Here is a 15,512-nt window from a genome sequence, read left to right as displayed (position 1 = left end):
GGATTAATATTATTTTCCCGAAAGAACGCCTGTGGCAGCCGCTGTTGATGTATCTTGTGCGAGGTAGCCGTCTTCCATGTGAATAATGCGATCGGCTATGTCTAAAATGCGGTTGTCATGGGTGACAAGCAAAATAGTGCTGTGCTGTTCTTTGGCTAAACCTCGCATGATTTCTACCACATCTCGACCTGATTTACTGTCTAGTGCTGCTGTGGGTTCGTCTGCTAATACTAATTTCGGCTGGCTGACTAATGCGCGGGCGATCGCAACTCTTTGTTTTTGGCCGCCCGAAAGACTGCTTGGGTAATAATCTATTCTGTCTCCCAACCCCACAGCTTCCAGAATCCCTTCTATTTTATCATTAGTTTCTTTGTGAGAAAGATGGTTGTGCAGGTCGAGGGACATTTGCACATTTTGCCTAGCACTCAAGCATTTCAGCAAATTATGAGCTTGGAAAATATAACCGATGTCGCGACGGACTTGTACTAATTTATTTTTCGGCGTTCCCCGCAATTCTTGGTCGAGAATTTTCAGACTACCTTCTTGGATAGATCGCAAAGCTCCAATCAAGGTTAACAATGTTGTTTTACCAGACCCAGAAGGCCCCGTCATCAGCACGATTTCGCCCGGATAAATTTCGAGGTTGATGTCAAATAATGTCTGTTTGCGAAGTTGACCTTCGCCGAAAGAATGGTTGAGATTTTTAATTGAGACAACTGGTAGAGTGTTCATGGTTATTAGTTATTAGTTATTAGTTATTAGTTATGAGTGTTTTTTTATTTCATAATTCCTCATTCTTTAATCCGTGTATCCGTGTCAGAATCCGTGTCGTGCCTTCCTTCCTTAAAAAATATCCGCCGGATCTGCCGCCTGCAACTTCCTAACCGCGATCGCCCCTGATACAGTACACATAATAACTGTCATTGTAAACACAGTTACAACTTTTCCCAAAGTCATGTACATCGGCAAACTCGTAGCAGTTCTCGCTAAATTGTACAGCACCATAGAAATCCCAAGCCCTGGCAAATAACCAAGGATTGCCAAAATTAAAGCCTCTTGAAAAACCACACTCAAAAAGTAACTGTCTTTATATCCCATCGCCTTTAACGTAGCGTATTCTGGCAAATGGTCATTAACATCAGTATAGAGAATTTGATAGACAATCACGATTCCAACGATAAACCCCATTGACGCGCCGAGAGTAAAAATAAATCCGATCGCCGTGCTTTCCTCCCAATATTTTTTCTCAAAAGCTACAAACTCTTCTTTAGAAGCAATTGTCACGTCTTGCGGTAAACTTGCCCTCATTTTTGCAATCACTGCCTTGACATCAGTTCCCGGCTGCAAGTGAACAATTCCGACATCAATTAAGCCTCTAGTTCTTCTACTGTGAAAAATCCGCAGAAAGTTCAAATCGCTGGTAATAATATTGCCATCTGCACCGAAAGATGCTCCTAAAGTAAATAACCCCTCTACAGTAACGCGACGGTTATCTATTTCAGTTTCCACAGGCTTTCCCTGGTTGAAATAGTCTGCTACTGGCCCAAACTCCGGGCGGGAAGCTCGATCGAATAAAACGACATCTGAAATTTTGATTTTGTCCAAATTATCCTTAACTTCCGGCAGCTCAAAGATGGGACGAGCGGGGTCAAAACCGATTACCATCAGTTGGCGGGTATTGTTTTTGTCGGGTTCGGGGTTTTTCCACAAACCAAAGCCTAGATATACCGGGCTGATTCCGGTAACGCCATTAAAACTCAAAGCTTGATACAAACGCCGTTGGGGAAAACTTTTCATGGCTATTAAAGCCGTTGACTGGGTGCTGGTGATAAAAATATCCCCTTTTAATTGCGAGTGAAAGCTGATGGAACTTTCAAACAGCGCATCTCTAAATCCAAACTGGATAAACATCAGCAAGTCGGCAAATCCAATGCCGGCTAGCGCGATTACTAAGCGCATTTTTTCGCGAGTTAACTGTGCCCAAGCTAGCGGTATTTTTGCCATAAGAGTCAATCAATTTTAGATTTTAGATTTTAGATTTTAGATTGGGGATTTTGGATTGAATAATTTTAGGATTTAAGCACGGGTGTTGAGAAACCGGGTTTTTTACCCTTATATTTGATTCACACCCTTAATCTCGGTAAAAAACCCGGTTTCTTGAGTCCCCATGCGTCAGTTTTGTCAACGTAAAATTTAGATATCTATTTTAACTTCAACCTGCAAGTTTGTTAGGGTTGCAACTTTCTTGCTCGATGCCGGATCGAGGCGAATTCTTACTTCGATAACTCTCGCGTCGGTGTCGGCTGCGGGGTCCGTATTGAGGACATCTTTTTTGCCGATTTGTTTGCCGATGCGAGCGACTGTCCCTTCCAAAGTGCCTGCAAAAACGGGGCTGGTGACTGCTGCGCGCTGGCCGTTTCGCACTTTGGCGATGTCGGTTTCGTAAACTTCTGCTACGGCATACATTTGGTCGGTGCGGCCTAGTTCTACGATGCCGTCTTGAGTGTTGACACGTTCTCCTTGTCGGCTGTGAACTTTGAGAATGTAGCCGGATACGGGTGCTTTGACGTAGCTTAAGTTTAAGTCTACTTGAGCTTTTTGTCTGGTGGCGATCGCACTTTCGACGGCTGCTTGGGCCGCTTGCACGTCTTCGGGGCGTACTTCGGCAATTTGGTCTAGATTTGCTTTGGCTTGATTGATTTCTTCTTGGCCAGTTTCTGCTTTTTGTTTGAGTATTGCTTCGGCTTGATTAATTTGTTCTCTACCTGTTTCTATCTTTTGATTTAAGGTGGCTCTGGCTTGGTTAATTTCCTGCCTACCTGTTTCTAACTTGCGTTTGAGATTAGCTCGCGATTGATTGATTTCCTGCTGGCCTGTTTCTAATTTTTGTTTGATTGTTGCTTTAGTTTCGACTATTTCCTCACGCAAAGTTTGCACGGTTTTTTCTAATATAGCTTGCGCTTCTTTAACTCTCTGGCGAGCCGTCTCTACTGCTAAGCGTTTGGTGTCGTAGGCGGAAGCAGAAATCGCGCCTGTTTCGGAAAGTTCTTTATTGCGTTGTTCCTCGGCTTCAGCGTTGGTTAATTCGGCTTTTAGCCGATCGACTGTAGCATTTTGAGAGGCAATTTCGCCGCGCAATTGAGCTTCTAACCTAGCCAATTTGGATTGCTGCACCTCTGTTTCTCTGTCTAGTTGTGCCTCAAATTTAGCAAGATTAGCTTGTTCGGCTTCGGTTTCTCTTTGCAGTTGTGCCTCAAACTTGGCGACGTTAGCTTGTTCGGCTTCGGTTTCTCTTCGCAGTTGAGCTTCTAAGCGGGCGACATTGGCTGCTTCGCCTTCGGTTTCTCTTTGCACTTGTGCTTCAAACTTGGCAACTTCTGCTTGTTGAGCGCCGACAACGCCTGTTTTTGCGCCTGCTTGAATTTTCGCTAATTCTGCTTGTTTGACTTTGACTTCTTTGTCGGCTTGTTGGAGGATTGCTTGGAGCCGATCGCGCGTATCGAGAACTGCTATGATTTGTCCTTGACTGACTCGATCGCCCTCTTCCACCTGCAACTGTTCAATTCTTGCTCCCTCCGACGCCGAAGGGGCCGACAATTTGATAACTTCCCCCTGGGGAGTCAACCTACCCAAAGCGGTAACGCTGTTGCGGGTGGCGACGGAAGTTGCAACCGCCGTTGCAGCCGCCGCCTTTAACTCTTCGGCTTTTCTAATTTGAGATACTTGCCAAAAACCGACTCCTGTGGTAATGAGAGTGGTCGCGATCGCTAAACCGATGATTCCTCGCCCTGGGGGTTTTAAAAATGATTTATCCTTGAGCCGTGATTCCTTTACCATTACTTATAAAGTAGGTGATTTCCTGATTAAGTTTTTTCCCCCTACTGTAAAGTATTGTAAACAATTTTCAGCTATTTAGGGATATCAAAAAGCACCTCGGTCATGTAATGTTCTGCCCAATCTTGACCGAAAGCTTTTTCGAGTACGCGGCGGGTTTTGTCGTTTTGCTGCTGCTGGGTGCAGTAGTAAATTTGAGCGTCTAGAATTTCCGATGCTTCGGCGGCAGAGACTGGTTCGGAAGCGACTGCGTGTTTGCAGTGAATTTCAACGTAGGATTCAACAATATCCAAAAACCGACTGTTTTCTTCGATCGACTCTGGCCGCACAAACAGACAAAATTCTGAGAAAATATCCCCCCATTCGGGAATTGGGCGGGGACAAGAAAATTGCTGAATCGGCAAAATTTCCAGTTGGGTTCGGTAGGTTTCCGACAAAGTTCGATCTCGATTGAGGGGAGAAAGGTCTGCGATCGCGGCGCTAACTTGGCCTTTGCCTGCTACGATATCCGTACCGAACATCGGCAAAGCATAATTCGGTCTGGGAAACATCACGCAGTGCAGAATGTCAAGTACCGGCCCGACTTTAGCGAGTTCGAGGTGTATTTTGCGGAACTGGGGCGTTTGATAGCAGCGGTTTTCAATGATCAGTTTTTCTCCTTCCAAGCGGCCTTCTACGTATCCCAACTCAGCGGGCAGGTGGTAGGGTTCGAGGTCGAGATAGCGGTGCCATACTGCTTCCATCCGGTCTGCTAAATCGCGGATGAGATGGTGCTGTTGCTCGCGCAGAGAAGGCTGGGATGTTTCTAACATTCTTATTTATCGTGCGATAGCTTAATTAAACTTGATTCTACTGTTGCAAGATGCAGGAAAAAAGGTAGATACTTTAACAATATCAGTAGATTGACTTAAGATTGACTTACGATCGAGCAAGTTTTAGAGGAGATTTTGTATGTTTGGTCTGGGATTGCCCGAAATGGGCATTATTGCGGTGGTGGCCATACTAATTTTCGGCCCCAAGAAGATTCCTGAGTTGGGAAATGCTTTGGGGAAAACGCTGCGGAGTTTTAAGGAAGGGGTTGGTCAATCTGAGGATGAAGCTGTTGAGAAGGAGAAGGAAAAGGAGGAAAAGAGCCAGTCTGGGGATTAGATAAATTAGGGATCGTTCGATTTTAAAAATGCGATAGATTCTGGGGAGAGAAGGCGATCCACTAATTTTAAATGTCAATTAGTTGTCGCCATTCTCACATAATAGAGCTTCTAGATCGCGGTAGCCACTCAGCAGGCGTTCAACTGCAATCCCATTTTCAAGGGGAGGGTAGAAGATGATATAGTTTCCAATAGCAAAACCGCGCAATCCCGGTGCTAGTTCTTCATAACTCCGTCCCATTCTAGGAGATTTTGCAATTAAATTGCATTGGTTTCTAAAGGTTTCAACAAAACGCCTCGCTGCTGCAATATTATCGCGAGCAATATAATTTTTAATCTCCCTCAAATCATACTTAGCTTGAGTGCTAAGAAAATACCTACTCATTGATTTCCCGCTCTTCTAATTCTATTTCTTCCAGAAGTTCTGCAACTACTTCTTCGCCATCAAAAGTTTCTCCTCTATTCGATTGCTCAATACCAACAGCCACTTCTCGGCGAAGTTTTTCGATCCGCATTTGACGCTGCATATCTCGCTCTTCAAGCAGTCGCAATGCTTCCCGAATTACTTCACTAGCCGATAAATACCTGCCAGTGTTGACCTTTTGCCGAACAAATTTTTCTAATTCAGGTGTCAGCGATACATTCATAGCTGAGTTGAGGTTGTGATGTATTTAAGCAGATTTTAGCAGGAATGTCAAAGTTTGTCAAACTTTGTTATGGCTGAGATATAGCAGGCTTTCCAAAAAGTTGCAGGGCGGGTTTCACCGACAATAATTGGGGAAAACCCGCAATCTCCTAAACCCGAAAGATCCCAACTATAAAATCTTTACGAATTAGGAAATTTTCGTTCTCTCACTTCAAGGGAATAATCTTTCACAGCTTGGGTAATTGTTTCTCGCAAATTGGCGTAAGCTTTAGCAAAAGGCGGCTGTTTTTCCGAAAGTCCCAACAAATCAGAAGTAACTAAAACTTGACCGTCGCAGTGCGGCCCGGCGCCGATACCAATGGTGGGAATAGTTAATTTTTGGGTAATTTGAGCGGCTAAGTCTGCGGGAATGTGTTCTAAGACGATCGCAAAGGCACCGGCTTCTTGAAGTGCGATCGACTCTGCTAGGATGCGATCGGCTGCTTGGGCCGTTTTTCCTTGTTTTTTGTAGCCGAGTTGGTGTACCGACTGCGGAGTTAAACCGACGTGTCCCATCACCGGAATTCCGGCGGATGTTAGCTGCGAAACTGTGGCGGCCATTGCTGGATATCCACCTTCCAATTTTACAGCTTGAGCGCCGGTTTCTTTCAAAGCTCTCCCGGCCGAGTGCATGGCTTGCTGGGGACTTTCTTGGTAAGTCAAAAACGGCAAATCGACCACAATTAATCCTTGTTTAACTCCACGACGCACTGCTTTAGCGTGGTGCAGCATTTCATCGAGGGTTATGGGTAGGGTTGTGTCGTAGCCTAAGACTGTCATGGCGAGGGAATCGCCGACTAGGATGATATCTACGCCTGCTTGATCGATGAGTTGGGCGATCGCATAATCATAAGCTGTCAGGGCAACAATTGACCGCCCTTGTTGTTTCCACTGAATTAATTGATGAGTAGTGACTGACATTTTAGTGCAAAAATATAATATTATCTGTCTTCTACAAAAACATCCTCAAAGTCTCTATAACCACTCAACCCTTTCAATTTGGATACCATTTTTAATAACGCGGTAAAAAATTACATATTTATCTACAGGGAAACTGCGTAGAGACGGTGCTAATTCCTCACGACTGCGCCCCATTTCTGGAAAATCTGCTAATAAACGAAATTTTTCCTGAAAAACATTAAGAAAATGGTTGGCTGCATTGGCGCTAAACTGCAACAGATAGTTCGTGAGTTCCCTTAAATCTTGCTTGGCGGGGGCACTCAAAGTGTATCGACTCATTTTTCACCCTCATCGGCTTGCTGAATCTCCTCACGCAGTTCTCTTAACACTTCTTCACCATCAAAAACCTCTCCGCGATCGGAAGCTTCAATTCCAATCATTATTTCCTTGCGGAGTTCCTCTAAACGCACCAAGCGTTCCATTTCTCGTTGTTCTAGCAATCGTAACGCAGCCCATACCACTTCAGAAGCTGATGAGTATCTACCGTTGTTGACTGTTGACTGAACAAACTGCTCTAGTTCGGGAGTTAAGGATATGTTCATTACCTTGAGTCACCTATTTGAGTCAACTACTATTTCCCATAATAACAAAAAACTATCAAATTTTGCGATCGGGATTTTAAACAATGAATCAGAGACAAGTAAGCTCTAATGTAGGTATAGCCAGAATTTAACGTTAATAATTTAGATTTTACACGCGAATATAGCTTTGCATTCCCTCCGCCGGCAAAACAATCAACCGCTGATTTTTCAAGTCCGGTTCTAAACCCAAATCTTCGAGGGGAATTAAGCCCAGTAAAGGTTCTTCTCCTGCGGGAATTTCTACACAATCATACCTGCCTTCTCGTCCAGCTACAGCAAGACTAACATTTTTGAACAGACGAAATTGTCTAGATCCTATTGCAGTATTTCCTTGGATTTCACCAACTAAAGTTAAACCTAACTGAGCGATAATATCTGCTGGTAAGCAGAGTCGAGTTGCGCCTGTATCGACTAAGACATTATCGATGGTGATACAGCGTATTTGCTCTGCGGGGATGAACCCTCTTTCTGCTAGCATCTTGTCTACTTCGTTGGTGACGGTTATTGTGGCGGTGACTCTGCCCATTTTTTTATCCTTTTGTTTTGCTATAGAATGTTTCCGTTGCTTTTTGACTAAATCATATACGATTCAGGGTGCATTTTCTATATTTTAACAATATTTGTAACTGATAGCGCTGTTGTTCTTTATTCTTTAAATTGGATTGAAAAATATGGCCAATTAATAGCAAAAATGCTCTCTAATTATTGAGTTACGAAGCTTCTGCCATTCTTGTTTAGAAACATCTGCACGAGTTTTGTCACCCGATGGATCGCGGATATCCCAAATTGTATCTGCAATCCGATCTAGCGATCGCCCATGATAACGATAATCGAAGTCCCAGAAAGCATCACCGACGCAATCTCCTTGTGTAGTAATCATTTCTCGATCGACTGTACTACGAATAGCATTCCATTCGCGGATGTAGGCAGAAGAATCGTCAGATCGCAATTTTCGACCTCCCAATTGAGGATTCACTCTATAAAAAAACCAATCCGTCAGCCTATCCACAGCTTGAGTTCGTGATTCATAATCGCGCGCTGTAGCACAGTCTAGATTGGAACCACCGAGTACAAGGGATATAGCTAACGCACACACCCCTAAAAACTTCGATTTTGACTTAAGTGAAAGTGATTTAGTTAGCACGATTAAACCCAATAAAAATTATCAATATCCCAGATATAGCTGGTAATAAATCTTTTATTTCCATCCATCTTTAGAACAAAAAATTCCTCCTGTTTTAGGTGCGAGAGTAGATAAACACCAATAACTTTTTCCATCAAACACAACGCCTTTTGTGATATATTGTAACTCAGATAGAGGTTGCCACGGTCGGTCGATATTAGACTCATCATAATATCGATATTGTTTTCCCTTGACCTCTAAACCCTGAGCCGAACCTCCCAACCAATAACGACCTTCTTGAATTATGTTTGATGACGATTTTTGTTGATTGCTATCTGTCTTTTTCTCAATCCACCAATTCCTCACAAAACGTTTTGTATTTTCAGAACCTCTTGTTGTAGCGACTACAACTAGCAGTTCTCCTTGTTGATTGATAAACTCAAAACGACAAGGCCCCTCTCCTGTACCCGAACAATCCTTAATCTCTTTATATCCTAAATCAAATAGCTCTTTAACCGAACGATCTCTGAGGTTAGGTTGACTTTGTAAGCTGGGCTGCCAGCCTTGTTGAATCAGGATTTGGCGCGCCTCTTTGTATGGCATACCTTGTTGAAGAGGTATTTTTTTGGGGGCATTTACAGAATTTTCAAGGCTGACTTGAACTTTTTTATTTAAAGCCTCGATAGTTGAATTTTCGGGTGGATTATTCAGGTAATTTTTTTTAGTTGTTGTATCGATGTTTGCACTATTTAGGCTGGGAAGTTGTTGCTGTGGGGCAGCATCGGCCAAACTTGTATATCCAATGGCGATTAGTCCCATCAAGGGTGCAATAATTCTGGTTGTAATAAGAGTGCGATCGCCTATCCAATTTTTCATACTCATCGGTTTAAAACCTTTCTTTTTACAGAGTTGTGTAGAGATGACCTCTACTCTAGGAGTTATCTTCGATAAATGCTGCGCTGTAAGGCGATCGAGTCTCACAATCCACAATTGGAAATATACATTTCGCGTCGAATTGCTGACCATTCACTAATGCCGATCCGATCGCTTTTGGGAATGGGCTGTCCGGTTCGTTGAGGATGGCGGCTGTAAAAAATTGTATCTGCAAGTAAATCGTAGGTTTGCTCGTAGGTTTCGCCGTTAATTGTCGTGAATTCCCATCCTGTCTCTTCTGGGGCTGGCATAAAACAGACTTCTTGTACCGACTTAACTCGTGGATCGATCGCTTCGCGCAATCTCCGCCATTGATTGCTATATTCGCGATCGCCCGCTTGGAGTTTGCGATTGTTTAACTGAGGATTAACCCTGTAGAATAAGAAATCAGTCAATCGATCGACGGCTTGTTCTCGCGATTCGGCTTTGGCTAGATTGGGGCTGCTGAGGACAAGGGCGATCGCGATCGCACAAATTATTGATAATCTGGAGACGGGTTTAATTGACAGCGACTTGATTAGCATAAGAGTCTATAAACCGGGTTTTCATGAAAATACTTGGTTACCGTCCGTAGACTCCGCAAAAACCCGGTTTCTTTGGTATTTATGAACATATTACAACAATAACCTGTTGATTTCATGTAACACTTCAGCTAACGTGGGTGCGGAAGAGGCCACAATATTTTCTTCACTCTCTTCATGCTTATGGTGAGGTAAATTAGGTAAATTCAACTTAGGTTTATGGTCAGCATTATCATAACGAAAAATTAGATTTTCCGACGAATTAACATAGTGATATGAATACATATCCCGCTCAACTTCTGTAATTACATAGACAAACTCGCGCAGATGAAGTAATGAGCCATCTGGAAAGTAAACCCTCCCCCGCAAAAACCCGGTATAACTATCACGTTTGGCTTCTGTCAGTTGAAAAGACTCAACTGCTGTACAAGCAGCAATAGCCTCCCGAATTTGCTCAAAATACTCCTCAATGAACAAACTATGCCTCCCTCATTTCACTCACTAATTGAGCTGTGGCTAAATCGGCGGTGATTGTGGCTATAGTGCCATACCGCCGGGACTGCGGCGTTACAAAAAATTCAATACTGTTTAATTCCTTAGCATTATCTTGCAATCTCTTCAGCATCCTAGATTCACCAATCCACTCATCAAAGTCGGGACTATGATGTAATTCATCATTGCTAAACTTGCTTAAAAACTCTTGAGTGGAAAATTGATATTGAGTTTCAAACTCTCTCAATCTCTCCTCAGTGACTCTAATTCCATCGGCGAGTAATTGTAACTCTTTAGTAATCGCATCTGTGACGAAACGCAGGATTGAGTCTGGGCGTTCACAGATGATTTTGATTTCAGCCATTCTTGTGACTCCTTTTGAAGCTTAGATTATTATACCAAATCCGGTGGCATTGGAATTGATATTACGCAAAACAATCATAACCATTACTTCCATCCCAACCACCTGAGCACCGGCACAACTAAATAATGACTAACTCCCAAACAAAGCCCGATCGCACTTCCCAACAAACCAAAAAACACAATCGAGCCCCAAACTTGCAGCCAGCCGAAGGTAACGTTAGACAGTGACAAAATCCCAAAGAAACTCCCCGGAAAAATGTTCCACGCATTCAGCAACAGAAACATTCCCGTAGAGAAAACAGCCACTACCAAAGCGTGAACTAATTGATGGCTCCGCAAACCCATTCCCACAGTCATAGAGGCGATCGCAAAAGCTCCCAAAATAACCCCCTGCACACCACTAGAAGCTGTTGCTTCCATCCAGCACAAACCCGCCAACAAATAACCCTGAGCTCCCATCAATCCAGACAGCCAATACTGTTTTTGCTGGCGAAAACTTCCCGCATCAGTCAAACCGATCGCAGTTCCGAACCCCGCAAATCCAAACAGCAGCACTTCCGGCCCCACAGCGAAAGTCATGTTAGGAATTAATTGCTGCAAACCTTCATTCAGAAAACTGGCAATTTCCGGGCCAATAGGCGAAGCATAACCCAAAACCAAACCGCCGATCGCCCCCGCACTTCCACCAACGGCACCCAGCACCATTTCCCAGCCAGTATCCAGAGAAGCTACCACGATTTGGGCGATCGCGCCGAACAGCGCAACCGTCAAACTTCCCGTTTTTTGCGCCCCCGCCACCACTACTTGCCGACAGAATTCTACAATAGCTTGACCCATGGGGGCGATGGCAATTTTGCCCTTACTCCTAGCATAAATCTCCTGCAAACGCGCCCGAACATCGCCAGCAGTCGCCGGACGTTCCCGCACGTTCGATCGCACCATATCGTCCAACAAATTAGCCAAAGGCGGACTCACAGATACAATGTGGCGCCACCGCAACTCTCCCGTCATCGGATCTTCAATTTCCGCCGGATACTTCCCCGTCAGCAAGTGAATGCAAGTCCGCCCCAACGCATAAAAATCCGTCGCCGGCACCACACCGCCCCCCACAATTTGTTCCGGCGGACTGTATCCGGGCGAAATCAACCGCGTCGAACTCGGAGAATCTTTCCCCACCGGTTCGACACCGCCCATCTGTTTAACTCCCCCAAAGTCGATCGTCACCAATTGCAGTCCGCCCAAACCCTTGCTTAGCAAAACTTGGGGCGATTCCGGGTCTCGCAGCATCAAATTTGAGGGTTTAATGTCACGGTGAATAATCTGACACCTGTGCAACTCCTCTAAAATTTCCACAGCTTGACTCAGCCAACTAAACACCCATTCCTGCGGACATCCTTGAGGGTGCTCGTCGAGAACCTCTTCTAAAGTTTTGCCGTGAATCTTTTCCATTACCAAACAAGGCAGCCGCTTCGCCGCCGGATTTCCCTCCCCGCCTGCAAAATTTTGTGTTTGGACGTGAAAATAACCGTCAGGATCGACTCTAGGGACGCCAGGGTGCCGCAAAAGTGCCAAAACCCAAGCTTCTTGCTCGAACAGTTTCAGGGCTTTCGGGGCCGTTTCGAGCAACACTTTCAGGACGCGCTCGGTTTCAGTTTCTGTGTCCCAGACTGTGAAAATTGCTGCAAAACCCCCGGAACCGAGGCTTTCTAGAGGCACGTAGCGATTTTTTAGTCGCAGGGGAGCTCCGCAACTATGACAAAAATTGTTGCCCCAAGTCTGAGGGTAGGGCCTTGGGCAATCTGGATTGATGCAGTGGACGGCTTTTGAAGGGGGGTGAGGCACAACCAGAGTAAAAATGGGGCTAAATATCCATAGTAGACTTACGCGCCGCTAACGCAGAAACCCGGTTTTCAGCGTGGTCAAATGGCTGTAACGACGGATTTGGTTTGAGAGCACAAGTCCTGTCCATATTATGTGCTATGCTGTCGATTTTTGAGTTGGCGGTCTCCGATTCACGGGATTTTAGATTTTAGATTTTGGATTTTAGATTGCTACATACTGAATAACAGTTGAGATCGATCGGGCGATCGATCTTAACTCCCAACCATAACTTTAGGTATTTCTAACTACTTCCTCCTTGCCGATTACCCATTACAAATTCTGATTTTTAAGTATTAAATTCTTTACATAAACCGTATTGATCCGCTGTTCCGCTTGCTGCACCATATCTTTCGGTCGAGCAAAATTCCCCCCCACTCTGCGATCCCCAGCCTTTCCTCCTGCATCCTTCGCCCCTAGAATTTCATAAGATATGTTACAAATATTTGCTTAATGTAAAGCAAAATAAATAATACTTATGATGATTAAAAGAATATTAAAATTTGAGAGTGACACTTTGTTGATATATTTTTAACAGCCTGCGATCGGGCAAAAAAATTAAGCGAATACTAGGAAGCGAGATATGGCTTACGCGCAAACCCAAACTCAATCAAAGGCTGGGTATAAAGCCGGAGTTCAAGACTATAAACTAACGTATTACACGCCGGACTACACGCCGAAAGATACAGATATTTTGGCAGCCTTCCGCGTCACACCGCAGCCGGGAGTTCCCCCAGAAGAAGCAGGCGCTGCTGTGGCTGCTGAATCTTCTACAGGTACATGGACGACTGTTTGGACAGACCTCCTGACCGACCTCGACCGCTACAAAGGTCGCTGCTACGACATCGAACCAGTTCCCGGTGAAGACAACCAATACATCTGCTTCATTGCTTATCCTTTGGATTTGTTTGAAGAAGGTTCCGTCACCAACTTGCTGACCTCTTTGGTCGGTAACGTGTTCGGTTTCAAAGCTCTGCGTGCTCTGCGGTTGGAAGACTTGCGGATTCCCATTGCTTACCTGAAAACCTTCCAAGGCCCTCCTCACGGTATTACCGTTGAGCGGGACAAATTGAACAAGTACGGCCGTCCTTTGCTGGGTTGTACAATTAAGCCCAAATTGGGTCTGTCTGCTAAGAACTACGGCCGTGCCGTTTACGAAGTTCTGCGGGGCGGTTTGGACTTCACCAAAGACGACGAAAACATCAACTCGCAACCGTTCATGCGTTGGCGCGATCGTTTCTTGTTCGTTCAAGAAGCTATTGAAAAAGCCCAAGCAGAAACCGGCGAAGTCAAGGGTCACTACCTCAACGTAACTGCCCCTACCTGCGAAGAAATGATGGAGCGGGCTGAGTTCGCTAAGGAAATCAAAACCCCCATCATCATGCACGACTACCTGACCGGTGGTTTCACTGCAAACACCACCTTGGCTAAATGGTGCCGCCGCAACGGTATTTTGCTGCACATTCACCGCGCCATGCACGCAGTTATCGACCGTCAGAAAAACCACGGTATCCACTTCCGCGTGCTTGCCAAGTGCTTGCGGATGTCCGGTGGAGACCACCTGCACTCCGGTACAGTTGTGGGTAAACTCGAAGGCGAAAAAGGCATCACGATGGGCTTCGTAGACTTGATGCGCGAAGACCACATCGAAGAAGACCGCAGCCGCGGTATTTACTTCACCCAAGATTGGGCCTCCATGCCTGGTGTCATGCCAGTTGCATCCGGTGGTATCCACATCTGGCACATGCCGGCTTTGGTGGAAATCTTCGGCGACGACTCCTGCTTACAGTTCGGCGGCGGCACCTTGGGCCACCCTTGGGGTAACGCACCTGGTGCAACTGCTAACCGCGTTGCTTTGGAAGCTTGCGTCCAAGCTCGTAACGAAGGCCGCAACTTGATGCGCGAAGGCGGCGACGTAATTCGCGAAGCTTGCAAATGGTCTCCTGAACTCGCTGTTGCTTGCGAACTCTGGAAAGAAATCAAGTTTGAGTTTGAGGCAATGGATACCCTTTAAGGATTTTTGGTTTGAGATTTTAGGTTTTAGGTCGCAAACTTGCTGGGAAGTCTTTATCTTTGAAGAAGATTTACAAGTAAGTTTGCATCCAAAATCTAAAATCCAAAATCTAAAATTTGAGGGAGCTGGGGTCAAAATGGATCTCAAACAAGTTGCGAAAGACACCGCTAAGGTGCTGGCAAGTTACCTAACCTATCAATCCGTGCGGATGGTGGTCGCTCAGTTGAGCGAAACCAATCCTCCTCTGGCAATCTGGTTGAATGACTTTTCCACTAAGGGCAAAATCCAAGATGGAGAAGCTTATATTCAAGAGTTGCTTTTGGAAAATCAAGATTTAGGCTTTCGGATCATGACTGTGCGAGAGTATCTGGCTCACGATGTGACGGAATTTTTGCCAGAAATGGTTTGTACTGGCATTCAACAGGCGAATATGGAACACAGACGCCAGCATTTAGAGCGAACTACGCAACTTAATTGGTCTGTTTCTAGCAGTAATCCTGAAACATCAATAGATTCTGAACCGAATCTGGATAATTTGTCGAGTTAATCGATCGACAAGTGCGATCGAACACACACCTTAGAGATACAAAAAATGAAGACTTTACCTAAAGAGCGTCGTTACGAAACTCTGTCCTATTTGCCCCCGCTGACAGACGCCCAAATTGCCAAGCAACTCCAGTACATCCTGGATCAAGGCTACATTCCCGGCGTAGAATTCAACGAAACCTCTGCCGCTGAAATGCGCTACTGGACTTTGTGGAAGTTGCCTTTGTTTGGTGCTCGCAGCGTCCAAGAAATCATGGCTGAAGTTCAAGCTTGCCGCCAAGAAAATCCTAGCTGCTATATCCGCGTCATGGGTTTTGACAACGTGAAGCAATGCCAAGTGCTCAGCTTCATCGTGCACAAGCCTAACACCAGAGGCTACTAAAAAGTATTGGCTGGCTAATCTAACTTTTAGGTTAACAGTCATTGCAGATTGG

The 15,512-nt window shown here is 45.0% G+C and carries 20 protein-coding genes; 4 read left to right on the top strand and 16 right to left on the bottom strand.

All coding sequences use genetic code 11. The features are described 5' to 3' along the window. Positions 1 to 9: 9 nt before the first annotated feature. From QUB20_RS11720 to QUB20_RS11705, 4 genes are all read right to left on the bottom strand, one after another. Complete coding sequence (locus QUB20_RS11720; RefSeq protein WP_333246256.1) at positions 10 to 732, bottom strand: DevA family ABC transporter ATP-binding protein; 723 nt, start codon at positions 730 to 732, stop codon at positions 10 to 12. 111 nt (positions 733 to 843) lie between these two features. Further along, complete coding sequence (gene devC, locus QUB20_RS11715; RefSeq protein WP_333246253.1) at positions 844 to 2,004, bottom strand: ABC transporter permease DevC; 1,161 nt, start codon at positions 2,002 to 2,004, stop codon at positions 844 to 846. A gap of 189 nt (positions 2,005 to 2,193) precedes the next feature. Next, on the bottom strand, positions 2,194 to 3,837 hold the full coding sequence (locus QUB20_RS11710) for an HlyD family efflux transporter periplasmic adaptor subunit (protein WP_333246251.1): 1,644 nt from the start codon (positions 3,835 to 3,837) through the stop codon (positions 2,194 to 2,196). Positions 3,838 to 3,908: 71 nt separating this feature from the next. After that, positions 3,909 to 4,646, bottom strand: a complete 738-nt coding sequence (locus tag QUB20_RS11705) for a phycocyanobilin:ferredoxin oxidoreductase (protein ID WP_333246249.1) — start codon at positions 4,644 to 4,646, stop codon at positions 3,909 to 3,911. Positions 4,647 to 4,785: 139 nt separating this feature from the next. Between QUB20_RS11705 and QUB20_RS11700 the strand changes: the two genes are divergently transcribed. Next, a complete protein-coding gene (locus QUB20_RS11700; RefSeq protein WP_333138464.1) occupies positions 4,786 to 4,983 on the top strand; it encodes a TatA/E family twin arginine-targeting protein translocase in 198 nt (65 codons plus the stop codon). A 78-nt stretch (positions 4,984 to 5,061) separates the two neighbouring features. On the opposite strand, the gene QUB20_RS11695 is transcribed toward QUB20_RS11700, so the two are convergent. The 12 genes from QUB20_RS11695 to QUB20_RS11640 all read right to left on the bottom strand — a co-directional run bounded on the left by QUB20_RS11695 (position 5,062) and on the right by QUB20_RS11640 (position 12,482). After that, entirely contained in the window at positions 5,062 to 5,367 is a 306-nt protein-coding gene (locus QUB20_RS11695) for a type II toxin-antitoxin system RelE/ParE family toxin (protein ID WP_333246247.1), read from the bottom strand. Then, complete coding sequence (locus tag QUB20_RS11690) at positions 5,360 to 5,629, bottom strand: type II toxin-antitoxin system ParD family antitoxin (RefSeq protein ID WP_333203029.1); 270 nt, start codon at positions 5,627 to 5,629, stop codon at positions 5,360 to 5,362. Before QUB20_RS11690 ends, QUB20_RS11695 begins: the two co-directional genes overlap by 8 nt. A 179-nt stretch (positions 5,630 to 5,808) precedes the next feature. Beyond that, positions 5,809 to 6,588: a 3-methyl-2-oxobutanoate hydroxymethyltransferase gene (gene panB, locus QUB20_RS11685; RefSeq protein ID WP_333246245.1), complete on the bottom strand. Its 780-nt coding sequence runs from the start codon at positions 6,586 to 6,588 to the stop codon at positions 5,809 to 5,811. 54 nt (positions 6,589 to 6,642) lie between these two features. Further along, positions 6,643 to 6,906, bottom strand: coding sequence for a type II toxin-antitoxin system RelE/ParE family toxin (locus QUB20_RS11680; RefSeq protein WP_333246243.1), 264 nt, complete (start codon positions 6,904 to 6,906; stop codon positions 6,643 to 6,645). Next, complete coding sequence (locus tag QUB20_RS11675) at positions 6,903 to 7,169, bottom strand: type II toxin-antitoxin system ParD family antitoxin (RefSeq protein ID WP_333054747.1); 267 nt, start codon at positions 7,167 to 7,169, stop codon at positions 6,903 to 6,905. Before QUB20_RS11675 ends, QUB20_RS11680 begins: the two co-directional genes overlap by 4 nt. A 148-nt stretch (positions 7,170 to 7,317) precedes the next feature. Then, on the bottom strand, positions 7,318 to 7,734 hold the full coding sequence (locus tag QUB20_RS11670) for an aspartyl protease family protein (RefSeq protein ID WP_333246241.1): 417 nt from the start codon (positions 7,732 to 7,734) through the stop codon (positions 7,318 to 7,320). Between the two features lie 153 nt (positions 7,735 to 7,887). Further along, positions 7,888 to 8,157 carry a hypothetical protein gene (locus QUB20_RS11665; protein WP_333291364.1) on the bottom strand — a complete coding sequence of 90 codons (270 nt, stop codon included), beginning with the start codon at positions 8,155 to 8,157 and terminating at the stop codon, positions 7,888 to 7,890. 249 nt (positions 8,158 to 8,406) lie between these two features. After that, positions 8,407 to 9,213 carry a hypothetical protein gene (locus QUB20_RS11660; RefSeq protein ID WP_333291361.1) on the bottom strand — a complete coding sequence of 269 codons (807 nt, stop codon included), beginning with the start codon at positions 9,211 to 9,213 and terminating at the stop codon, positions 8,407 to 8,409. A gap of 95 nt (positions 9,214 to 9,308) precedes the next feature. Then, positions 9,309 to 9,788, bottom strand: a complete 480-nt coding sequence (locus QUB20_RS11655; RefSeq protein WP_333246235.1) for a hypothetical protein — start codon at positions 9,786 to 9,788, stop codon at positions 9,309 to 9,311. A 90-nt stretch (positions 9,789 to 9,878) separates the two neighbouring features. Next, positions 9,879 to 10,262 (bottom strand): toxin-antitoxin system TumE family protein, encoded by a 384-nt coding sequence (locus QUB20_RS11650; RefSeq protein ID WP_333054741.1) that lies wholly within the window; start codon positions 10,260 to 10,262, stop codon positions 9,879 to 9,881. A gap of 1 nt (position 10,263) precedes the next feature. Next, on the bottom strand, positions 10,264 to 10,641 hold the full coding sequence (locus QUB20_RS11645) for a hypothetical protein (protein WP_333054740.1): 378 nt from the start codon (positions 10,639 to 10,641) through the stop codon (positions 10,264 to 10,266). Positions 10,642 to 10,724: 83 nt separating this feature from the next. After that, entirely contained in the window at positions 10,725 to 12,482 is a 1,758-nt protein-coding gene (locus QUB20_RS11640; protein WP_333246233.1) for a serine/threonine-protein kinase, read from the bottom strand. Positions 12,483 to 13,101: 619 nt separating this feature from the next. On the opposite strand from QUB20_RS11640, the gene QUB20_RS11635 reads away from it, so the two are divergent. The 3 genes from QUB20_RS11635 to QUB20_RS11625 all read left to right on the top strand — a co-directional run bounded on the left by QUB20_RS11635 (position 13,102) and on the right by QUB20_RS11625 (position 15,460). Beyond that, entirely contained in the window at positions 13,102 to 14,532 is a 1,431-nt protein-coding gene (locus QUB20_RS11635; RefSeq protein WP_333045238.1) for a form I ribulose bisphosphate carboxylase large subunit, read from the top strand. Between the two features lie 136 nt (positions 14,533 to 14,668). Next, a complete protein-coding gene (gene rcbX / locus QUB20_RS11630) occupies positions 14,669 to 15,079 on the top strand; it encodes a RuBisCO chaperone RbcX (RefSeq protein WP_333054738.1) in 411 nt (136 codons plus the stop codon). A 45-nt stretch (positions 15,080 to 15,124) separates the two neighbouring features. Then, positions 15,125 to 15,460: a ribulose bisphosphate carboxylase small subunit gene (locus tag QUB20_RS11625; protein ID WP_190745620.1), complete on the top strand. Its 336-nt coding sequence runs from the start codon at positions 15,125 to 15,127 to the stop codon at positions 15,458 to 15,460. Positions 15,461 to 15,512 lie beyond the last annotated feature (52 nt).

Source organism: Microcoleus sp. B4-C2, from assembly GCF_036705265.1.
Classification (GTDB): domain Bacteria; phylum Cyanobacteriota; class Cyanobacteriia; order Cyanobacteriales; family Microcoleaceae; genus Microcoleus.
The sequence above is the reverse complement of the archived record's forward strand: the minus strand, read 5'-3'. Positions and strand labels throughout refer to the sequence as shown.

What these genes read in the sequence shown, in the direction of transcription:
- QUB20_RS11720 (WP_333246256.1), bottom strand. Translation starts at nt 732, where the DNA reads ATGAACACTCTACCAGTTGTCTCAATTAAAAATCTCAACCATTCTTTC.
- devC (WP_333246253.1), bottom strand. Translation starts at nt 2,004, where the DNA reads ATGGCAAAAATACCGCTAGCTTGGGCACAGTTAACTCGCGAAAAAATG.
- QUB20_RS11710 (WP_333246251.1), bottom strand. Translation starts at nt 3,837, where the DNA reads ATGGTAAAGGAATCACGGCTCAAGGATAAATCATTTTTAAAACCCCCA.
- QUB20_RS11705 (WP_333246249.1), bottom strand. Translation starts at nt 4,646, where the DNA reads ATGTTAGAAACATCCCAGCCTTCTCTGCGCGAGCAACAGCACCATCTC.
- QUB20_RS11700 (WP_333138464.1), top strand. Translation starts at nt 4,786, where the DNA reads ATGTTTGGTCTGGGATTGCCCGAAATGGGCATTATTGCGGTGGTGGCC.
- QUB20_RS11695 (WP_333246247.1), bottom strand. Translation starts at nt 5,367, where the DNA reads ATGAGTAGGTATTTTCTTAGCACTCAAGCTAAGTATGATTTGAGGGAG.
- QUB20_RS11690 (WP_333203029.1), bottom strand. Translation starts at nt 5,629, where the DNA reads ATGAATGTATCGCTGACACCTGAATTAGAAAAATTTGTTCGGCAAAAG.
- panB (WP_333246245.1), bottom strand. Translation starts at nt 6,588, where the DNA reads ATGTCAGTCACTACTCATCAATTAATTCAGTGGAAACAACAAGGGCGG.
- QUB20_RS11680 (WP_333246243.1), bottom strand. Translation starts at nt 6,906, where the DNA reads ATGAGTCGATACACTTTGAGTGCCCCCGCCAAGCAAGATTTAAGGGAA.
- QUB20_RS11675 (WP_333054747.1), bottom strand. Translation starts at nt 7,169, where the DNA reads ATGAACATATCCTTAACTCCCGAACTAGAGCAGTTTGTTCAGTCAACA.
- QUB20_RS11670 (WP_333246241.1), bottom strand. Translation starts at nt 7,734, where the DNA reads ATGGGCAGAGTCACCGCCACAATAACCGTCACCAACGAAGTAGACAAG.
- QUB20_RS11660 (WP_333291361.1), bottom strand. Translation starts at nt 9,213, where the DNA reads ATGAGTATGAAAAATTGGATAGGCGATCGCACTCTTATTACAACCAGA.
- QUB20_RS11655 (WP_333246235.1), bottom strand. Translation starts at nt 9,788, where the DNA reads ATGCTAATCAAGTCGCTGTCAATTAAACCCGTCTCCAGATTATCAATA.
- QUB20_RS11645 (WP_333054740.1), bottom strand. Translation starts at nt 10,641, where the DNA reads ATGGCTGAAATCAAAATCATCTGTGAACGCCCAGACTCAATCCTGCGT.
- QUB20_RS11635 (WP_333045238.1), top strand. Translation starts at nt 13,102, where the DNA reads ATGGCTTACGCGCAAACCCAAACTCAATCAAAGGCTGGGTATAAAGCC.
- rcbX (WP_333054738.1), top strand. Translation starts at nt 14,669, where the DNA reads ATGGATCTCAAACAAGTTGCGAAAGACACCGCTAAGGTGCTGGCAAGT.
- QUB20_RS11625 (WP_190745620.1), top strand. Translation starts at nt 15,125, where the DNA reads ATGAAGACTTTACCTAAAGAGCGTCGTTACGAAACTCTGTCCTATTTG.